This window comes from Streptacidiphilus sp. EB103A, from assembly GCF_041261405.1.
Classification (GTDB): domain Bacteria; phylum Actinomycetota; class Actinomycetes; order Streptomycetales; family Streptomycetaceae; genus Streptacidiphilus.
The window spans coordinates 1-14,966 of sequence record NZ_JBGCAQ010000031.1 but is presented as its reverse complement, the minus strand read 5'-3'; the positions used below and the strand labels follow the sequence as shown (position 1 = coordinate 14,966).

Sequence of the window (14,966 nt, the reverse complement as noted above, 5' to 3'; positions counted from 1 at the left end):
TAAACGGACCACCGAAACCCTTTCGCCCGCGCCGGTACAACCCAGCCGCGCACCCCGGCCCGTGCACCCGGCCGCCGCCCCCGGAGCGGAGGGCGGCGGCCGGGGCAGGCGGCGGCCCGGCGGCCGCAGCAGCCGAGGGAGGGTCAGCCCTCCACGCGCACCAGCATCTTGCCGGTGTTGGCCCCGCGCAGCATGCCGATGAAGGCGTCCACGCTGTGCTCGAAGCCGTCCACCACGGTCTCCTCCACCCGCAGCTTCCCGTCCCGCAGCCAGCCGCCGACCTCGGCGGCGAAGGCCGGCTGCAGCCCGAAGTGGTCGCCCACCAGCATCCCCTGCAGGCGCAGCCGCTTGCCGATCGCCAGCGCCAGATTGCGCGGCCCGACCGCGGCGCCGGTCTCGTTGTACTGGGCGATCGCACCGCACAGCACCGCGCGGCCCCTGAGCGTGAGGGCGCCGATCGCGGCCTCCAGGTGCTCGCCGCCGACGTTGTCGAAGTAGACGTCGATGCCCTCGGGGGCGGCCTTGGCGAGCTGCTCGGCGACCGGGCCCGCCTTGTAGTCGAAGGCTGCGTCGTAGCCGAACTCCTCGACCAGCCGGCGGACCTTCTCCGGCGAGCCCGCGCTGCCGACGACCAGTGAGGCGCCGCGCAGCTTGGCGAACTGGCCGACCATGCTGCCGACAGCCCCGGCCGCGCCGGAGACGAACACCGCCTCGCCCTCCTTGAACGAGCCGACCTCCAGCAGCCCCGCGTAGGCGGTGAGCCCGGTCATGCCCAGTACGCCCAGGTAGGACTGGAGCGGCAGCGAGTCGTCGACCTTGACCGCCTTGGCGGCGTCCAGAGTGGCGTACTCGCGCCAGCCGAGACCGTGCAGTACCGCGTCGCCCACCGCGAAGCCCTCGGCCTCGGAGGCGACCACGCGGCCGACCGCGCCGCCGTCCATGACCGCGCCGAGCCGGAACGGCGGGACGTACGACTTCACGTCGTTCATCCGGCCCCGCATGTAGGGGTCGACCGACAGGAACTCGTTGCGGACCACGATCTGGTCCGCGCCGGGCGCCAGCACCGGCGCCTCGACCAGCGCGAAGTCCTCGGGGGTCGGCCAACCGCTGGGGCGGGCCGCCAGGTGCCACTCGCGACCGGTCGCGGGGAGGGTCTGCTGCGCCATGTCGGGTTCCTTCACTTTCTCGTTCATTGACTACATCTTTAGTTGAGCTCAGTAAGTAAACCTGCACCAGAAAGGTTAACCATGTCAAATATTCAGCTACCCTGAGCGTATGTCGCAGCAGCTGGATCCGCTCTCCCTCGAAGTCGTCGACCTGATGGCCAACCTGGTCGCGCTCTTCCACAAGGAGTACGAGGAGGCCGCTTCGGCCCGTTCGCTCACCGGCGCCCAGGCCAAGGTGCTGGCACTGCTGCGGCGCGGACCGATGCCGATGCGCCAGATCGCGCAGACCATGAGCTGCGAGCCGTCCAACATCACCGGCATCGTCGACCGACTGGAGCTGCGCGGCCTGGTCGCCCGTCAGGCCGACCCGGACGACCGGCGGGTCAAGCGGGTCGCCGCCACCGAGGCCGGCCGCGTCGCCTCCGCGGAGCTCCGTGAGTCGCTGAACTTCGCCCGGGCGCCGCTGGCGGCCCTGGAGCCGGACGAGCGCGAGCAGCTGCGGGATCTGCTGCAGCGCATCGTCGAGGGTGCGCAGCAGCCGCGCTGACTCCGATGCGGCCGGCCACACCCCCGTCCCAGCTGCGTTGGTGCACGAAAAAGCGCAGATCAGAGCGCTTTGTGGTCCAAAAGGATGACTTCCGCCCACCCGCCCAGGGGGACGTTCCCGTTTGAGCGAACCGCTAGACTCCCGCGGATGACGAGTCGACAGGGGACCCGTCGGACGCACGATTCCAACGGGGGACATGGCGGGGGATGTGGCAGTAGACGGCAGTCAGCAGAGCACGGCCACCCAGAGTTTCGAAAACCTCGACAGCGGCATCGACAGCGGCCTGAAGAGCGGCCTGCGGCTCAGCCGTACGGACGAATCACCGAACCGGAATCGGAACCGTAGCCGGAACCGGCCCGGCACGCCCCGCGTGACCCGCTGGGTCGTCGGCGGCACCCTGCTCTCCCTGCTCGGCTACGCGTTGGTCCGGCACTTCACCCGGGTCGACATGGTGGACATGGTCGTCTACCGCGCCGAGGGCGACACCGTCCGCCAGGGCCGCGACCTCTACGCCATGGTCGTGCCGCAGTTCAACCTGTCGGCGACCTACCCGCCGTTCGCGGCGCTGCTGTTCGTCCCCACCTCCCTCATCCCGGTCGGGGTGCTCCGGGTGCTGGTCACCGTCGGCAACTTCGCCCTGCTGGGCACACTGGCCCGGCTCGCCTTCCAGCTCGTCGGCTGGCCCCGGCGCTCGCTGCGGCCACAGGCGGTGGTCGCCGCCGTGGGGTTCGGCGTCTGGCTGGAACCGGTGTGGACGACGCTCAGGTACGGGCAGATCAACCTGCTGCTCGCCTGCCTGGTCCTGGCCGACCTGAACCGGCCCGACGGCTCGCGGCGCAAAGGGCTGCTGATCGGCATCGCTGCCGGGATCAAGCTCACCCCCGGCCTCTTCGGCGTCTACCTGCTGCTCACCGGCCGCCCACGGGCCGCGCTCACCTCCTTCGCCGCCTTCCTCGGCACCGTGCTGCTGGGCGGGATCGCCCTGCCGAACGACTCCTGGCACTTCTGGACCCACTACCTCTACGACGCGCACCGGGTCGGACGGACCCAGATCTCCGACAACCAGTCGGTGCGGGGCACCCTGGCCCGGCTGCTGCACGAGCCCGACCCCACCCTGTCCTGGGCGGTCCTCGCCGGACTGACGGCGCTGGCCGGCCTCGGCATCTCCGCCGCCATCGTGCGCAACCGGCAGCACCTCCCCCGCGCCGAGGCCTGGGGCGTGCTCTGCGCGGCCGTCACCGCGCTGCTGATCTCGCCGATCAGCTGGACCCACCACTGGGTCTGGTGCGTCCCCATCATCGTGCTGCTCGGCGCCGAGGCCGCGGCGGAGCAGGCCCGGCCGCACGGCCCACGCCGTCTGCGCTGGCGCCTCGTGCTCGGCGGCGCCCTGATCTGCTTCCTTTGCTTCAGCATGTGGCTGACCCCGCACAGCCCCGACACCAGCCTGCGGCTGCGCTCCTGGGAGCAACCGCTCTCCTCCGTCTACTCCCTGTTCGGCCTGCTCCTGCTCGGGGTCGCGCTGACCCGGCTGCTGCGCTGCCGGCACGCGGCGGACCTGCGGCTCACGGCGGTGCTCCCGACGCAACGGGAATGCCCGCTCGCCCCCCTGGAAAGATCCACCTAATAGGAACCCCCCGCGCGAACAGCGCGTCTCACCAGCTATGCTGCGGCGAGCGGTGCTCACCAGAGCCGCTCGTCCTGCTGTACGACGATCAGTCAGAATGTCCAGTACTGGTCAGTACAGGGGAACCCCGGACGGTCCGCCGACCGGGTTGCCAGGGGGCGGTAGCTCAGCCGGTTAGAGCAGGGGACTCATAATCCCTTGGTCGTGGGTTCGAGTCCCACCCGCCCCACCGCAGGAAGTAGGGCTTTATCAGCCACTACGTTAGTTGAAGGGCCCCGCGATGCATGCATCGCGGGGCCCTTTTCCACTCGAACGGGTCCACAGGAACGGGCCGAGGGGCGATGGAGTGGGCTGACGGTCCCCGACGCGTCAGTGCGCCGCGTCCAGGCGGGCTCGCTGGTCGGTCGTCAGGTCCAGGTCGACGGCGGCCAGGGACTCGTTCAGCTGGGCCACTGAGGAGGCGCCGACCAGGGGGAGGATCGGGACCTCGCCGCCGATGAGCCAGGAGAGCACGACCTGGTTGACGGTGGCTCCGGTCTCGCCCGCGACCTGGCGCAGCGCAGCCAGTCTGACCTGCGTGCCGGGGTGGTCGAAGGCCGGGCTCAGCGGCTTGTCGGTGCGGGTGTAGCCGCCGGCGATCAGCGGGGAGTAGGCGATCATGGTCAGCTCGGGGTGCTCCCGCAGATAGCTCAGCAGGTCGGCCCCGACCAGGCCGTGGTCGCCGTCCTGGGAGAGCTGGCCCGGCAGGTCGGCGCGGGGGCGGAGGTAGGTGTGGCGGTACTGCAGCACCTCGTAGCCCGGCAGTCCGGCCGCCGCCGCGATGCTCCTGGCCCGCTCCACCCGCCAGGCCCAGTGGTTGCTGACGCCCAGCAGGCCGACGGTACCCTCGGCGACCAGTTCGGCGAAGGCCTCGACCGTCTCCCGCAGGTCCACCCGCGGGTCCTCGATGTGGGCGTAGAGCAGAGGCAGCCGGTCCAGGCCCAGCCGCTCCCGGCTGCGCTCGGCGGACTCGCGGATCACCTTCGCCGAGAGGCCCTCGGGGTTGTCGATGTAGCCGGTGCCGGGGGCCAGCGGACGGGCGCCGAGCTTGGTGGCGATGGTGATCTCGTCCCCGATGCCGCGGCTGCGGCGCCAGCGGCCGAGCAGTTCCTCGCTCTGGCCGCCCTGGCTTCCGTCGTCCCAGAAGGCGTAGTTGTCGGAGGTGTCGATGAAGTTGCCGCCGGCCTCGACATAGCGGTCCAGGATGGCGAAGGAGGTCGCCTCGTCGGTGCGGCTGCCGAAGAGCATGGCACCCAGGCTGAGCACGCTGACGTCACGACGGGTGGCGGGGTCGGTGCCGATCGTACGGTTGCGCATGGGGACTCCTCAGCGTCACGGCCCGTCACTCGCGGGCCCTGACAGGGAGTCTGCTTGCTGGAGCGCGCTCCAGGTCAAGCACCGTCAAGCACGATCAGGCACGGTCAGGCGCGGGCCTTCTGGACCCGGGCCCAGAGCCGGCCGTCGACGGCGCCGACCCGGCGGCGGAAGTGGTCCAGCGGAACCTCGCGCGGCTCGTCGGTCTCCAGCCAGCTGGCGCGCTGGTCGCGGTCGCCCACGCTGCCGGGAGGGAGCGGGAGGACGCCGGGGCGCTCGGTGTGATGCTTGCTGGTGATCTTCAGCACCGTCGCGGTACGGGCGTTGCGGTGCAGCACCAGGCAGGGGCGGTCCTTGGAGCCGGGGCCGTCCTCGAACGGAACGTCCGCCCACCAGATCTCCCGGGGCTGCGGCAGCCGGGAGGGAGCGGTCCTGGGCGGCCCGGCCGGGGTCGGACGCGACGATCCGCCCCGGCGCCTGCGGGCCGCGCCGTAGCCGAGTGCGCCGGCCACCACGACCGCCACGGCGGCCAGAATCTCCAGTATCTGAGCCTGCGTCATCCCCTGGTCCCTCCCTGCTGCACGCCGCAACAGCCCCGCAACGGCAAGGGCCCCGACCGTGGTCGGGGCCCTTGTGTGGAGCTCCTCCAATTGGACTCGAACCAATAACCTGCCGATTAACAGTCGGCTGCTCTGCCAATTGAGCTATGGAGGATCGTTCGTAATACCGGTCTGGCTTTCCGGCAGCTCCCCCAATTGGACTCGAACCAATAACCTGCCGATTAACAGTCGGCTGCTCTGCCAATTGAGCTATGGGGGAAGGTGCGGCTGCGAGGACCGTCGCCCCGACTCCGTCGGGCTGCTGGGCCGCGCTTGCTGCGGGTCATACATTAGCGCACGTAGGGGGGTGCTCCGCCAATCGTTACCCCGGCCCGCCCCCGGCCCGCCCCGGCCCGCGCCCGCGCCCTCCCGCACCTGCCTGGTTCACCCTCCGTCGTGGCGGGTAGGCGAGCCCGGACGAGCCCCGTAGGCTCCGAAGCAGGATGCGGTGCGGACCCGGACGGAGCGCGCGGGCCCTCCGCACGGAGAGAGGTGGAGGCGACATGCGCAAGCTCACGTTCCTCGCGGGGCTGGCCCTCGGCTACGTGCTCGGCACCCGCGCCGGGCGCGAACGCTACGAGCAGCTCCGCAAGACTGCCCGTGATCTCTCGCAGACGCCGGCCGTGCAGAACGCCACCCGCAGCGCCAAGGACGCGGCGGGCAACGCGGCCGGGAAGGCCGCCGACGCGGTGGCCGGACGGGTCGGCGACAAACTGCCCGCCTCGGTCACCGACCGGGTCCCCTACCTGCGGGAACGCACCGCGGCCGCGAAGAACGACGCCTGGGGAAGTACCGGGAAGTAGTCGCCCCCGACACGGCCGGAGTGTCCCCCCGTGCCGGGGTGGTGCTGACGGCCCTCCGGGTGCGGCATGATCTCGTTCCATGGCGATTTCTGCTGGCATCGACTGCTCCACCCAGAACACCAGGATCGTTGTCTGCGACACCGACACGGGCGCTGTCCTCCGCGAAAGCCGTGCTCCGCACCCGGGCGCGGCCGCCGCCGGAAGCTCCGTGGCCGAGATCGACCCGCAGTCCTGGCTCCGCTCGCTGGGCGCCGCGGCGGACGGCGGGATGCTCGAAGGCGTCCGGGCGATCGGGGTCAGCGCCCAGCAGCAGGGCGTGCTCGTCCAGGACGCCGGCGGGGTGCTGGTCCGTCCGGCGCTGCTGCGGGCCGACCCGCGCGCCGCCGGCGCGGCGGCGCACCTGGTCTCCGAGCTCGGCGGACCCGGCGCCTGGGCCGAGGCCGTCGGCGGGGTGCCCACCACCGGATCGACCGTCGCCAAGCTCCGCTGGCTGGCCGAGCACGAACCGATGTCGGCCCACCGCGTCGCCGAGGTGCTGCTGCCGCACGACTGGCTGGTCTGGCAGCTGCTGGGCCACCCGGCCCGGCGCACCACCGACCGCGGCGACGCCTCGGGCACCGGCTACTGGTCGTCCGCGACCGGTCGCTACCGGGGCGACCTGCTCACCCTGGCCCTCGGCCACGAGGCCGCGGTCCCCGAGGTGCTGGACCCCTCCGAAGCCGCCGGCCACAGCCCGGAGGGCCTGCTGATCTCGGCCGGCACCGGCAGCACCATGGCCACCATGCTCGGCCTCGGCCTGGAACCCGGCGACGCCATGGTCTCCCTCGGCAGCAACGGCACCATCCACGCCGTCCACGACAAGGCCGTCATCGACCCCAGCGGCATGGTCACCAGCTTCGCCGACGCCACCGGACGGCATCTGCCGCAGGTCACCACGCTCAACGCGGCCCGCGTACTGCAGGCCACCGCCGAACTGCTGCGCACCGACGCGTCCGGGCTCAGCGATCTGGCGCTGCGCTCCACCCCCGGCTCGTACGGACTGGTGCTGCTCCCCTATCTGGAAGGCGAGCGCACCCCCCGGCTGCCGCATGCCGCGGGCACCCTGGCCGGACTGCGGATCGAGTCGATGCGTCCGGAGCACCTGGCCAGGGCGGCCGTCGAGGGCATGCTGTGCGGGCTCGCGGACGCGCTGGACGTGCTCAGGGACCACGGGGTGACGGTCCGTCGGGTGTTCCTGACCGGCTCCGCCGGACGGCTGGCCGCCGTGCAGAGCATCGCCCCGCTGATCCTGGGCGTGCCGGTGGTGGTCCCCGCGCCCGGCGACTACGCCGCGATCGGGGCCGCCCGCCAGGCCGCCTGGGCACTGGCCGACACCGCCCTGCCGCCGGCCTGGCCGCTGCGCGACGCGGTCACCATCGACCCCGGCGAGGACGTCAGCGTGGGCCGCGCGATCCGGCAGCAGTTCGCCGCGGTACGGGCGCAAGCGCACCCAGAGCTGAGCTGACGGTGCGGCAGCACCCTCCTAGTCCAGGTAGCCGCGGAGCTGGTCGGCGAAGGCGTGGTCGCGCAGCTTGTTGAGGGTCTTGGACTCGATCTGGCGGATCCGTTCGCGGGTGACCCCGAACATCCGCCCGATCTCCTCCAGGGTCCGCGGGCGGCCGTCGATCAGCCCGTAGCGCAGCTGGACCACCCGCCGTTCGCGCTCGCCGAGGGTGGAGAGCACCGCCTCCAGATGCTGGCGCAGCAGCATGAACGCGGCGGACTCCACCGGGGAGGTCGCGTCGCCGTCCTCGATCAGGTCGCCCAGGGCGACGTCGTCCTCCTCGCCGACCGGCGCGTGCAGCGAGACCGGCTCCTGGGCCAGCCTGAGCACCTCGACGACCCGCTCGGGCGGCAGCTCCAGCACGGCGGCGACCTCGGCCGGGGTGGGCTCACTGCCCCGCTCCTGGAGCAGCCGCCGCTGCACCCGGACCACCCGGTTGATCAGCTCCACCACATGCACCGGGACCCGGATCGTCCGGGCCTGGTCGGCCAGCGCGCGGCTCATCGCCTGCCGGATCCACCAGGTGGCGTAGGTGGAGAACTTGTAGCCGCGGGCGTAGTCGAACTTCTCGACCGCGCGGATCAGGCCCAGATTCCCCTCCTGGACCAGGTCGAGCATGGTCAGGCCGCGTCCGACGTACCGTTTCGCCACCGAGACGACCAGGCGCAGATTGGCTTCGATGAGGCGGCGCTTGGCGATCCGGCCCAGCACGATCAGCTTGTCGAGATCGCTGACCAGGAGGTCGTCGTCCAGGCCGGGACGGGAGTTGAGGTACTCCTCGGCGAACAGCCCGGCCTCGACCTGGCGCGCGAGGTCCACCTCGTCGACGGCGGTGAGCAGCGGAATCCGGCCGATCTCGCGGAGGTACTGGCGGAACAAGTCGGCGGAGGGACCGGCCGTGTCGTCCAGGGAGGGGACGGGAGCGTCCGAGCGGTCGTCGGCACGCTCGTCCGCCTGTACAGGATCGATGAGGGGATCGATGGCGGGCTCGTCGACGGGATCGGCGACAGGTTCGGCGTCCTCGTCGGCGAGGAGGTCGGGCGGCGGCAGGTCGGGTGCGCTGAGCCGCACCTGCGCGTCCTGCTCGGGACTGTCCTGCTGGGCTGGGCGGATGGCCGTGGCGAGGTCCACGTCCTTCCCTTCCGGCGCCGGATGTCGCATTGCGGACGAGGGGGCCGACGCCTGCTGGCCGGGGCTGGGACCGTTCGTGGAACTGTGGATCCTGGAGGGGGGCGGCGGAGCAGGTGGCATCGGGACGGCGGGGGCCTCGCCGCCCTCCGTCCGGGACGCGGTAGGCGAGATTCCGCCGGGCTCGACGGTCTCGCGCTCTGATGAGTCGGGCACCGCAACCCAGTGTGCTCCTGCGCTGACGCTCAGGCAGAGACGTGTGCGCGGACTTTCTCGGTACGCACGGTGACTGGCATGTGCCCGGCGCAGCGCTTCAGCAGCCTGCTACAGGGCTGCGGCACCGCGCTCGCGCAGCGACTGGCCGTACTGCTGGAGCGCCCACAGCTCGCCCTGGACGGCGGAGAGCTGCTCCGCCGTGGCCCGGGGCCCGAGCCGCTGGAGGTGGGCGCGGCAGTCGGCGACCCTGCGGTCCACCGCCTGGAGCCGCAGCTTGACCAGGAACTCCCCGGCGTAGACGGCGTCGGCGGCGCGGCGGGTGCGGACCGGTTCCACCGTCAGCTCGGTGATCAGCCCGCGTACGCCGTCGTCCGGCGCGGCCGCGCGGACCAGACCGGACCAGGAGTCGGGGGCGGCCGCCCCCGCCTCGACGCCGCCGGCCGCCGCGATGGCGGCCCGCACCGCGCCGTAGGGCGGGGTGGGGAACTCGTCCTGGGCGTAGAAGTCGAAGGTGGGGGCGACCAGCGCGGGGTGCTGGAGCGCCAGCTTCAGCAGCTCCCGCTCCACGAACTGGGCCGGGTCGCGCGGGTTCAGCCGGTACGCCGGGCGCATCGGCGCCGCCGCGGCGGGAGCCCCCTGCTGCTGGCCCTGGCGACGGACTCCCGAGCGCGCCGCCTGCTGGTCCCGCTCCCGCTGCCAACGCGCCAGCTGGCTGACCCGGCGGACCACGAACTGCTCGTCCAGGATGCCGACCATGCCGGCGAGTTGGACCGCGTAGTCGTGCTGGATCGAGCCGTCCTTGATCCGGGCGACGATCGGCGCGGCCTGCTCCAGCGCGGCCGAACGGCCTTCCGCGGTCTCCAGGTTGTGGCTGGCGACGGCGGCCCGGATGGCGAACAGGAACAGCGGCACCGGGTGCTCGATCAGCGTGCGCACCGCCTCGTCGCCCTGGGCCAGCCGCAGTTCGCAGGGGTCCATGCCGCCGGGGCTGATGGCGATGGAGGTCCTGGCGGCGAACTTCTGGTCGTCCTCGAAGGCCCGCAGTGCGGCCTTCTGTCCGGCCGCGTCGCCGTCGAAGGTGAACACCACTTCGCCGCGGTAGGCGGAGGTGTCCATCAGCAGCCGGCGCAGGATCTTGATGTGGTCCTCGGCGAAGGCGGTGCCGCAGGTGGCCACCGCCGTGGTGACGCCCGCGAGGTGACAGGCCATCACATCGGTGTAGCCCTCGACCACCACCGCCCGGCCGGTCCTGGCGATGTCCTTCTTGGCCAGGTCGATCCCGTAGAGGACGTTGGACTTCTTGTAGAGCGGGGTCTCCGGGGTGTTCAGGTACTTGGGGCCGTTGTCGTCCTCGCGCAGCTTGCGCGCGCCGAAGCCGACGACCTCGCCGGTGATGTCGCGGATCGGCCAGACCAGCCGGCCGCGGAAGCGGTCCATCGGGCCGCGCTGCCCCTCCGAACAGATGCCGGAGAGCAGCAGTTCGCGGTCGGAGAAGCCGCGCCCGCGCAGAAAGCGGGTGAGGTGCTCGAAGCCGCCGGGGGCGTAGCCCACGCTGAAGTGCCCGGCGGCCTCGGCCTCGAACCCGCGCTCCTTCAGGAAGCGCCGCCCGATCTCCGCCTCCGGGCTGCTCAACTGCTCGGTGAACCAGGCGGCGGCGATCTTGTTGATCTCCAGCAGTCTGGTCCGCTCGCCCTTCTGCTGGCCCGGCTGGTAGCCGCCGCCCTCGTAGCGCAGGGTGATGCCGACGCCGGGCGCCAGCCGTTCGACCGTCTCCACGAACGACAGATGCTCGATCTTCATGACAAAGCCGAGGGTGTCGCCGCTCTCCTGGCAGCCGAAGCAGCTGTACACGCCCTTGCTGGGGTTCACATAGAAGGACGCGGACTTCTCGTCGTGGAACGGGCAGAGGCCCTTGAGCTGACCGCCGCCGCCATTGGTGAGCTGGACGTACTCCCCCACGACAGCGTCGATCCGGACGGCGGCCCGAACCGCGTCCACGTCCTCGTCCTTGATGCGCCCTGCCACGTCGTGCAGTGTATGCCCGGGGGCCGACAGTGCCGGACGGTGCGGGAGCGACCCCCGTGGTCGCTCCCCGGCCCGTCAGAGTTCGCCGAGCGGGATCGCGGGGTCGGCGAGCCGGTCGGGGTCGATCGGACGCCCGGAACGGACCAGCTGCTGGATGCCGCCGGCCACGTCCCAGACGTTGACGTTCATCCCGGCCAGCACCCGTCCCTCGGGGTCCTGCCAGAAGGCGATGAACTCCCGCTTGCCCGCGTCGCCGCGGACCACCACGTGGTCGTAGGAGCCCGGGGCGGCGTAGCCGGAGTACTCCAGGCCGAGGTCGTACTGGTCCGAGAAGAAGTAGGGGACCCGGTCGTAGACCACCGGCTGCCCCAGCATCGAGCGGGCCGCCGCCGGGCCGCCGTTGAGCGCGTTGGCCCAGTGCTCGACCCGCAGCCGTCGCTGGAACAGCGGGTGCTCGGCCGAGGCGACGTCACCGGCCGCGAAGACGTCCGGGTCGGAGCTGCGCAGCGCGGAGTCCACGGCGATGCCGCCGCCCTCCTCGCGCGGGGCTAGGGCGAGGCCGGCGGCCTCGGCCAAGGCGGTCTGCGGGGCGGCACCGATGCCGATCAGCACGGCGTGCGCCGGGTGCTCGTCCCCGTCGTCGGTGTGCGCGGCCAGCACCATGCCGTCCTCGCCCTCGATCCCGGTCACCCCGGCGCCGAAGTGGAAGTGCACCCCGCGGTCCTCGTGCAGCCGGGAGAAGAACTCGCCGAGCTCGGGGCCGAGCACCCCGTGCAGCGGGGTCGGCTGCGGCTCGACGACGGTGACCTCCGCCCCGTAGCCGCGCGCCGCGGCGGCGACCTCCAGGCCGATCCAGCCCGCGCCGACCAGCAGCAGCCGGCCGTTCTCCCGGCCCAGGGTCTGCAGCGAGGCCCACAGCCGCTCGGCGTCGGGCAGCTTGCGCAGGTAGTGGACCCCGCCGAGGTCGATCCCGGGGACGTCCAGGGTGCGCGGCGCCGAGCCGGTGGCGATGAGCAGCTTGTCATAGGTGAGCACGGTGCCGTCGGCGAGGTGGAGGGTCCGGGACGGGCGGTCCAGCCGGGTCGCCGGGGCTCCGAGCCGCAGCTCGATGTCGTGCTCGGTGTACCAGTGCGAGTCGTGGACGAAGAGATCGGCCCGGGACGCGGTACCGGTGAGAAAGCCCTTGGACAGCCCGGGGCGTTCGTACGGAGCCTCGCGTTCCTCACCGATCAGGATGACCCGGCCGGTGAAACCCTCGGCGCGCAGGGTCTCGGCGGCCTTGGCCCCCGCCAACCCGGCTCCGACGATGACATAGGTCTCGTGTGCGTCCACCATCGTGGTCTCCTTTGTCAGTTCGGCCCGCACCCTTCATAGCGCCTGTGCGCCCCGCGCAAAAGGCCGCGGCAAAGCCCAGGCAAACACCCGCACAGCTGCCCGACTACCCGGAGGCGAACTCCCGGTGCCGGGCCGCCGCCGAAGCGTCGGTCAGCGTGGCGATCTGGTCCACCACGGCGCGCAGCCGGCCGGCGTCGTCCGCGGCCTCCTCGTACAGCGCCCGGAACACCGGGTCCAGGCCGACCGGTGCCGCGGCGACCAGCGCCTCGGCCAGTTCCCCGATCACCGCGCGCTGCCAGGTCCGCAGCTGTCCCTGGTCGTCACGCTGCATCACATAGCGGACCGCGACGGCCTTCAGGACGGCGCACTCCAGCCGGACCCCGCGCGGGACGATCAGATCGGCGCTGTAGCGGCTGAGCGGGCCCGGGCCGTAGCGGGCCCGGGTGGCCTGCTCGGCGGCGGTGCAGAAACGGCCGATCAGCTGGCTGGTGGCGTCCTTGAGCGCGGCCCTGCCCCGGGCCGAACCGTCGTAGCTGTGCGGCCACCACTCCTCGGCCTGCAGCCGGTCCAGCGCCTCGGCCAGCTCGCCCTCGTCCGCACCGGGTGCGTAGTGCCCGGCGACCGAGAAGAGCTCGGCCCGCTCGGTGGCGGAGTGCAGCGCGGCGGGCGCGACATGCCCGGCCTGCAGACCGTCCTCGACGTCGTGGACGGAGTAGGCGACATCGTCGGACCAGTCCATGACCTGGGCCTCGAAGCAGCGGTGGCGCTCCGGCGCGCCCTCCCGCAGCCAGCTGAAGACGGCCAGGTCGTCGGCGTAGGCGCCGTACTTCAGCGGCAGTTCGGGGTGGCTGCCCCTGGTCCAGGGGTACTTGGTGGCGGCGTCCAGCGCGGCCCTCGTGAGGTTGAGGCCGACGCTGCGGCCGTCGTGGCCCGGGAGGTCGTCGAACCGCTTGGGCTCCAACCGGGTCAGGATGCGCAGGCTCTGGGCGTTGCCCTCGAACCCCCCACAACTCGCGGCGGCCCGGTCCAGGGCCGCCTCGCCGGTGTGGCCGAACGGCGGGTGGCCGATGTCATGGGACAGACAGGCCGTCTCCATCAGGTCCGGGTCGCAGCCCAGGGCGGCGCCCAGCTCCCGGCCGATCTGGGCGCACTCCAGCGAGTGGGTGAGCCTGGTCCGGGGGAAGTCGCTGGCCAGCGGGGCGACGACCTGGGTCGTCCCGGCCAGCCGGCGCAGCGCGGCGGAGTGCAGCACGCGGGCGCGGTCGCGCTGGAAGGCGGTCCGGCCGGGACGCTTGTCCGGCTCCTCCACCCAGCGGTCCTGCGCCGCCGCGGTGTAACCGGCGCTGACCTGTTCCTTGTCGTCCATATCCGGCAACCGTATCCGCCGGGTACGACAGAAACCGCAGGACACGCCTCCGGAGAGGGCGTCAGACCGCCTGCGCGGCAGCCATCACCCGGTCCCCCGCCGCGGCCCGGTCGAAGCGCTCCAGCACCAGCGCCGCCATCGCCTCCTGGGCGCCGAGCGGGGCCGCCACCAGCCAGGGCGCGGCGCCGGCGGCCAGCCGGGCGAAGTCGCCGGGGGCGGTGAAGTAGGAGGAGACGGCGATCCGTCGGTAGCCGCGGGCGCAGAGGGCGGCCACCGCCTGCGTCACGGTCGGCGCAGCCGCCGAGACGAACGCGGGTACGACCGGGACGTGCAGCCGGGCTGCCAGCAGCAGCGCCTGGGTCTGCGCGTCCTTGACCGAAGCCGGGTCCCTTGACCCGGAGGCGGCGAGGACGACGGCGTCCCTGGCCTCGCGCCGGCGCAGCCTGACGGTCTCGGGCTCGTCCCACCCGGCCTCGGCCAGCCGCACCTGCAGCGCCTCGGCGAGCAGCGGGTGCGGGCCGAGCGGCGGGGCGACGGCGGCGTCCAGATGCGGGTGCCGGGCCAGCTGCTCGGGGATGTCGACGCGTACGTGGAAGCCGCGCCCCAGCAGCAGCGGGACCAGCACCACGTCGCTCCGGCCCGACCGGGGCAGGTCGCCCAGGACCTCGTCCAGCCGGGGCTCGTTCAGGTCCAGGTGGGCCAGCCGGACGTCGAGCCCCGGACGCTGCGCGCGGACCTGGTCCAGCAGCCGCAGCGCGGTCGCCAGCGCGGCGGGGTCACGGGAACCGTGCGCCACGGCCACCAGCACGGGTCGCGCGGACCGCCGCGGGGACCGGGACGGCAGGGCCCGGAGGTGCCGGTGCGGGTCCGAGGGACGGGGCGTGAAGCGGTGGGCGATCTCCGCGATCAGCTCGGCATGGCTGCTGCCGAGCGGGCCCTCGTCGGGTGTGGAGTCGGTCGGCGTCATGACGCCAGCCTGCCGGACGGGTGTTTCCAGCCAGTTGCACCCCCGTCACACCGAGTTTCCCCACCCCTCACGGCGGGCGGGGGCGGCCGTCAGCAAGGGACACCGGCCACCACGGGTTTCGCGGGGGTACGGGGGGTCGCTCCCCGGGAAGACGCAGCCCCACCCCTCACGGCGGGCGGGGGCGGCCGTCAGCAAGGGGCACCGGCCACCACGGGTTTCGCGGGGGTACGGGGGGTCGCTCCCCGGGAAGACGCAGCCCCACCCCTCACGGCGGGCGGGGGCGGCCGTCAGCAA

The 14,966-nt window shown here is 72.5% G+C and carries 12 protein-coding genes and 3 tRNA genes; 5 read left to right on the top strand and 10 right to left on the bottom strand.

Annotated elements, in window-relative coordinates:
- Window positions 1-143 precede the first annotated feature (143 nt).
- On the bottom strand, window positions 144-1,193 hold the full coding sequence (locus tag ABH941_RS37265; RefSeq protein WP_370135196.1) for an NADP-dependent oxidoreductase: 1,050 nt from the start codon (window positions 1,191-1,193) through the stop codon (window positions 144-146).
- An 82-nt stretch (window positions 1,194-1,275) separates the two neighbouring features.
- Between ABH941_RS37265 and ABH941_RS37260 the strand changes: the two genes are divergently transcribed.
- The 3 genes from ABH941_RS37260 (at window position 1,276) to ABH941_RS37250 (ending at window position 3,566) form a co-directional block, all read left to right on the top strand.
- Complete coding sequence (locus ABH941_RS37260; protein ID WP_370135193.1) at window positions 1,276-1,713, top strand: MarR family winged helix-turn-helix transcriptional regulator; 438 nt, start codon at window positions 1,276-1,278, stop codon at window positions 1,711-1,713.
- 196 nt (window positions 1,714-1,909) lie between these two features.
- Window positions 1,910-3,337 (top strand): glycosyltransferase 87 family protein, encoded by a 1,428-nt coding sequence (locus ABH941_RS37255; RefSeq protein WP_370135190.1) that lies wholly within the window; start codon window positions 1,910-1,912, stop codon window positions 3,335-3,337.
- Window positions 3,338-3,492: 155 nt separating this feature from the next.
- A tRNA-Ile gene (locus tag ABH941_RS37250) sits at window positions 3,493-3,566 on the top strand.
- A gap of 140 nt (window positions 3,567-3,706) precedes the next feature.
- On the opposite strand, the gene ABH941_RS37245 is transcribed toward ABH941_RS37250, so the two are convergent.
- From ABH941_RS37245 to ABH941_RS37230, 4 genes are all read right to left on the bottom strand, one after another.
- The gene (locus ABH941_RS37245; RefSeq protein ID WP_370135187.1) at window positions 3,707-4,693 is read right to left on the bottom strand and encodes an aldo/keto reductase; all 987 of its coding nucleotides are present in this window, start codon (window positions 4,691-4,693) and stop codon (window positions 3,707-3,709) included.
- A 104-nt stretch (window positions 4,694-4,797) separates the two neighbouring features.
- Entirely contained in the window at window positions 4,798-5,250 is a 453-nt protein-coding gene (locus ABH941_RS37240; RefSeq protein WP_370135184.1) for a type II toxin-antitoxin system PemK/MazF family toxin, read from the bottom strand.
- A gap of 81 nt (window positions 5,251-5,331) precedes the next feature.
- A tRNA-Asn gene (locus tag ABH941_RS37235) sits at window positions 5,332-5,404 on the bottom strand.
- A gap of 32 nt (window positions 5,405-5,436) precedes the next feature.
- A tRNA-Asn gene (locus ABH941_RS37230) sits at window positions 5,437-5,509 on the bottom strand.
- Between the two features lie 283 nt (window positions 5,510-5,792).
- On the opposite strand from ABH941_RS37230, the gene ABH941_RS37225 reads away from it, so the two are divergent.
- Window positions 5,793-6,092: a YtxH domain-containing protein gene (locus tag ABH941_RS37225; protein ID WP_370135181.1), complete on the top strand. Its 300-nt coding sequence runs from the start codon at window positions 5,793-5,795 to the stop codon at window positions 6,090-6,092.
- A gap of 79 nt (window positions 6,093-6,171) precedes the next feature.
- Window positions 6,172-7,596, top strand: a complete 1,425-nt coding sequence (locus ABH941_RS37220; RefSeq protein WP_370135178.1) for an FGGY family carbohydrate kinase — start codon at window positions 6,172-6,174, stop codon at window positions 7,594-7,596.
- An 18-nt stretch (window positions 7,597-7,614) separates the two neighbouring features.
- Here the strand turns inward: ABH941_RS37220 and ABH941_RS37215 are convergent, their stop codons facing one another.
- The 5 genes from ABH941_RS37215 to ABH941_RS37195 all read right to left on the bottom strand — a co-directional run bounded on the left by ABH941_RS37215 (window position 7,615) and on the right by ABH941_RS37195 (window position 14,672).
- Entirely contained in the window at window positions 7,615-8,766 is a 1,152-nt protein-coding gene (locus tag ABH941_RS37215) for an RNA polymerase sigma factor (protein ID WP_370135175.1), read from the bottom strand.
- A 321-nt stretch (window positions 8,767-9,087) separates the two neighbouring features.
- On the bottom strand, window positions 9,088-11,004 hold the full coding sequence (gene dnaG / locus ABH941_RS37210; RefSeq protein WP_370135172.1) for a DNA primase: 1,917 nt from the start codon (window positions 11,002-11,004) through the stop codon (window positions 9,088-9,090).
- 75 nt (window positions 11,005-11,079) lie between these two features.
- A complete protein-coding gene (locus ABH941_RS37205; RefSeq protein ID WP_370135169.1) occupies window positions 11,080-12,339 on the bottom strand; it encodes an NAD(P)/FAD-dependent oxidoreductase in 1,260 nt (419 codons plus the stop codon).
- Window positions 12,340-12,442: 103 nt separating this feature from the next.
- Window positions 12,443-13,705 (bottom strand): deoxyguanosinetriphosphate triphosphohydrolase, encoded by a 1,263-nt coding sequence (locus ABH941_RS37200; protein WP_370135167.1) that lies wholly within the window; start codon window positions 13,703-13,705, stop codon window positions 12,443-12,445.
- A 61-nt stretch (window positions 13,706-13,766) separates the two neighbouring features.
- A complete protein-coding gene (locus ABH941_RS37195) occupies window positions 13,767-14,672 on the bottom strand; it encodes a sirohydrochlorin chelatase (RefSeq protein WP_370135165.1) in 906 nt (301 codons plus the stop codon).
- Window positions 14,673-14,966: the final 294 nt, after the last annotated feature.

Bases quoted from the DNA above. Each gene is read 5' to 3' on its own strand.
- ABH941_RS37195 (WP_370135165.1), bottom strand. From the start codon at position 14,672: ATGACGCCGACCGACTCCACACCCGACGAGGGCCCGCTCGGCAGCAGC.
- ABH941_RS37200 (WP_370135167.1), bottom strand. From the start codon at position 13,705: ATGGACGACAAGGAACAGGTCAGCGCCGGTTACACCGCGGCGGCGCAG.
- ABH941_RS37255 (WP_370135190.1), top strand. From the start codon at position 1,910: ATGGCGGGGGATGTGGCAGTAGACGGCAGTCAGCAGAGCACGGCCACC.
- ABH941_RS37260 (WP_370135193.1), top strand. From the start codon at position 1,276: ATGTCGCAGCAGCTGGATCCGCTCTCCCTCGAAGTCGTCGACCTGATG.
- ABH941_RS37245 (WP_370135187.1), bottom strand. From the start codon at position 4,693: ATGCGCAACCGTACGATCGGCACCGACCCCGCCACCCGTCGTGACGTC.
- ABH941_RS37205 (WP_370135169.1), bottom strand. From the start codon at position 12,339: ATGGTGGACGCACACGAGACCTATGTCATCGTCGGAGCCGGGTTGGCG.
- ABH941_RS37225 (WP_370135181.1), top strand. From the start codon at position 5,793: ATGCGCAAGCTCACGTTCCTCGCGGGGCTGGCCCTCGGCTACGTGCTC.
- ABH941_RS37265 (WP_370135196.1), bottom strand. From the start codon at position 1,193: ATGAACGAGAAAGTGAAGGAACCCGACATGGCGCAGCAGACCCTCCCC.
- ABH941_RS37220 (WP_370135178.1), top strand. From the start codon at position 6,172: ATGGCGATTTCTGCTGGCATCGACTGCTCCACCCAGAACACCAGGATC.
- ABH941_RS37240 (WP_370135184.1), bottom strand. From the start codon at position 5,250: ATGACGCAGGCTCAGATACTGGAGATTCTGGCCGCCGTGGCGGTCGTG.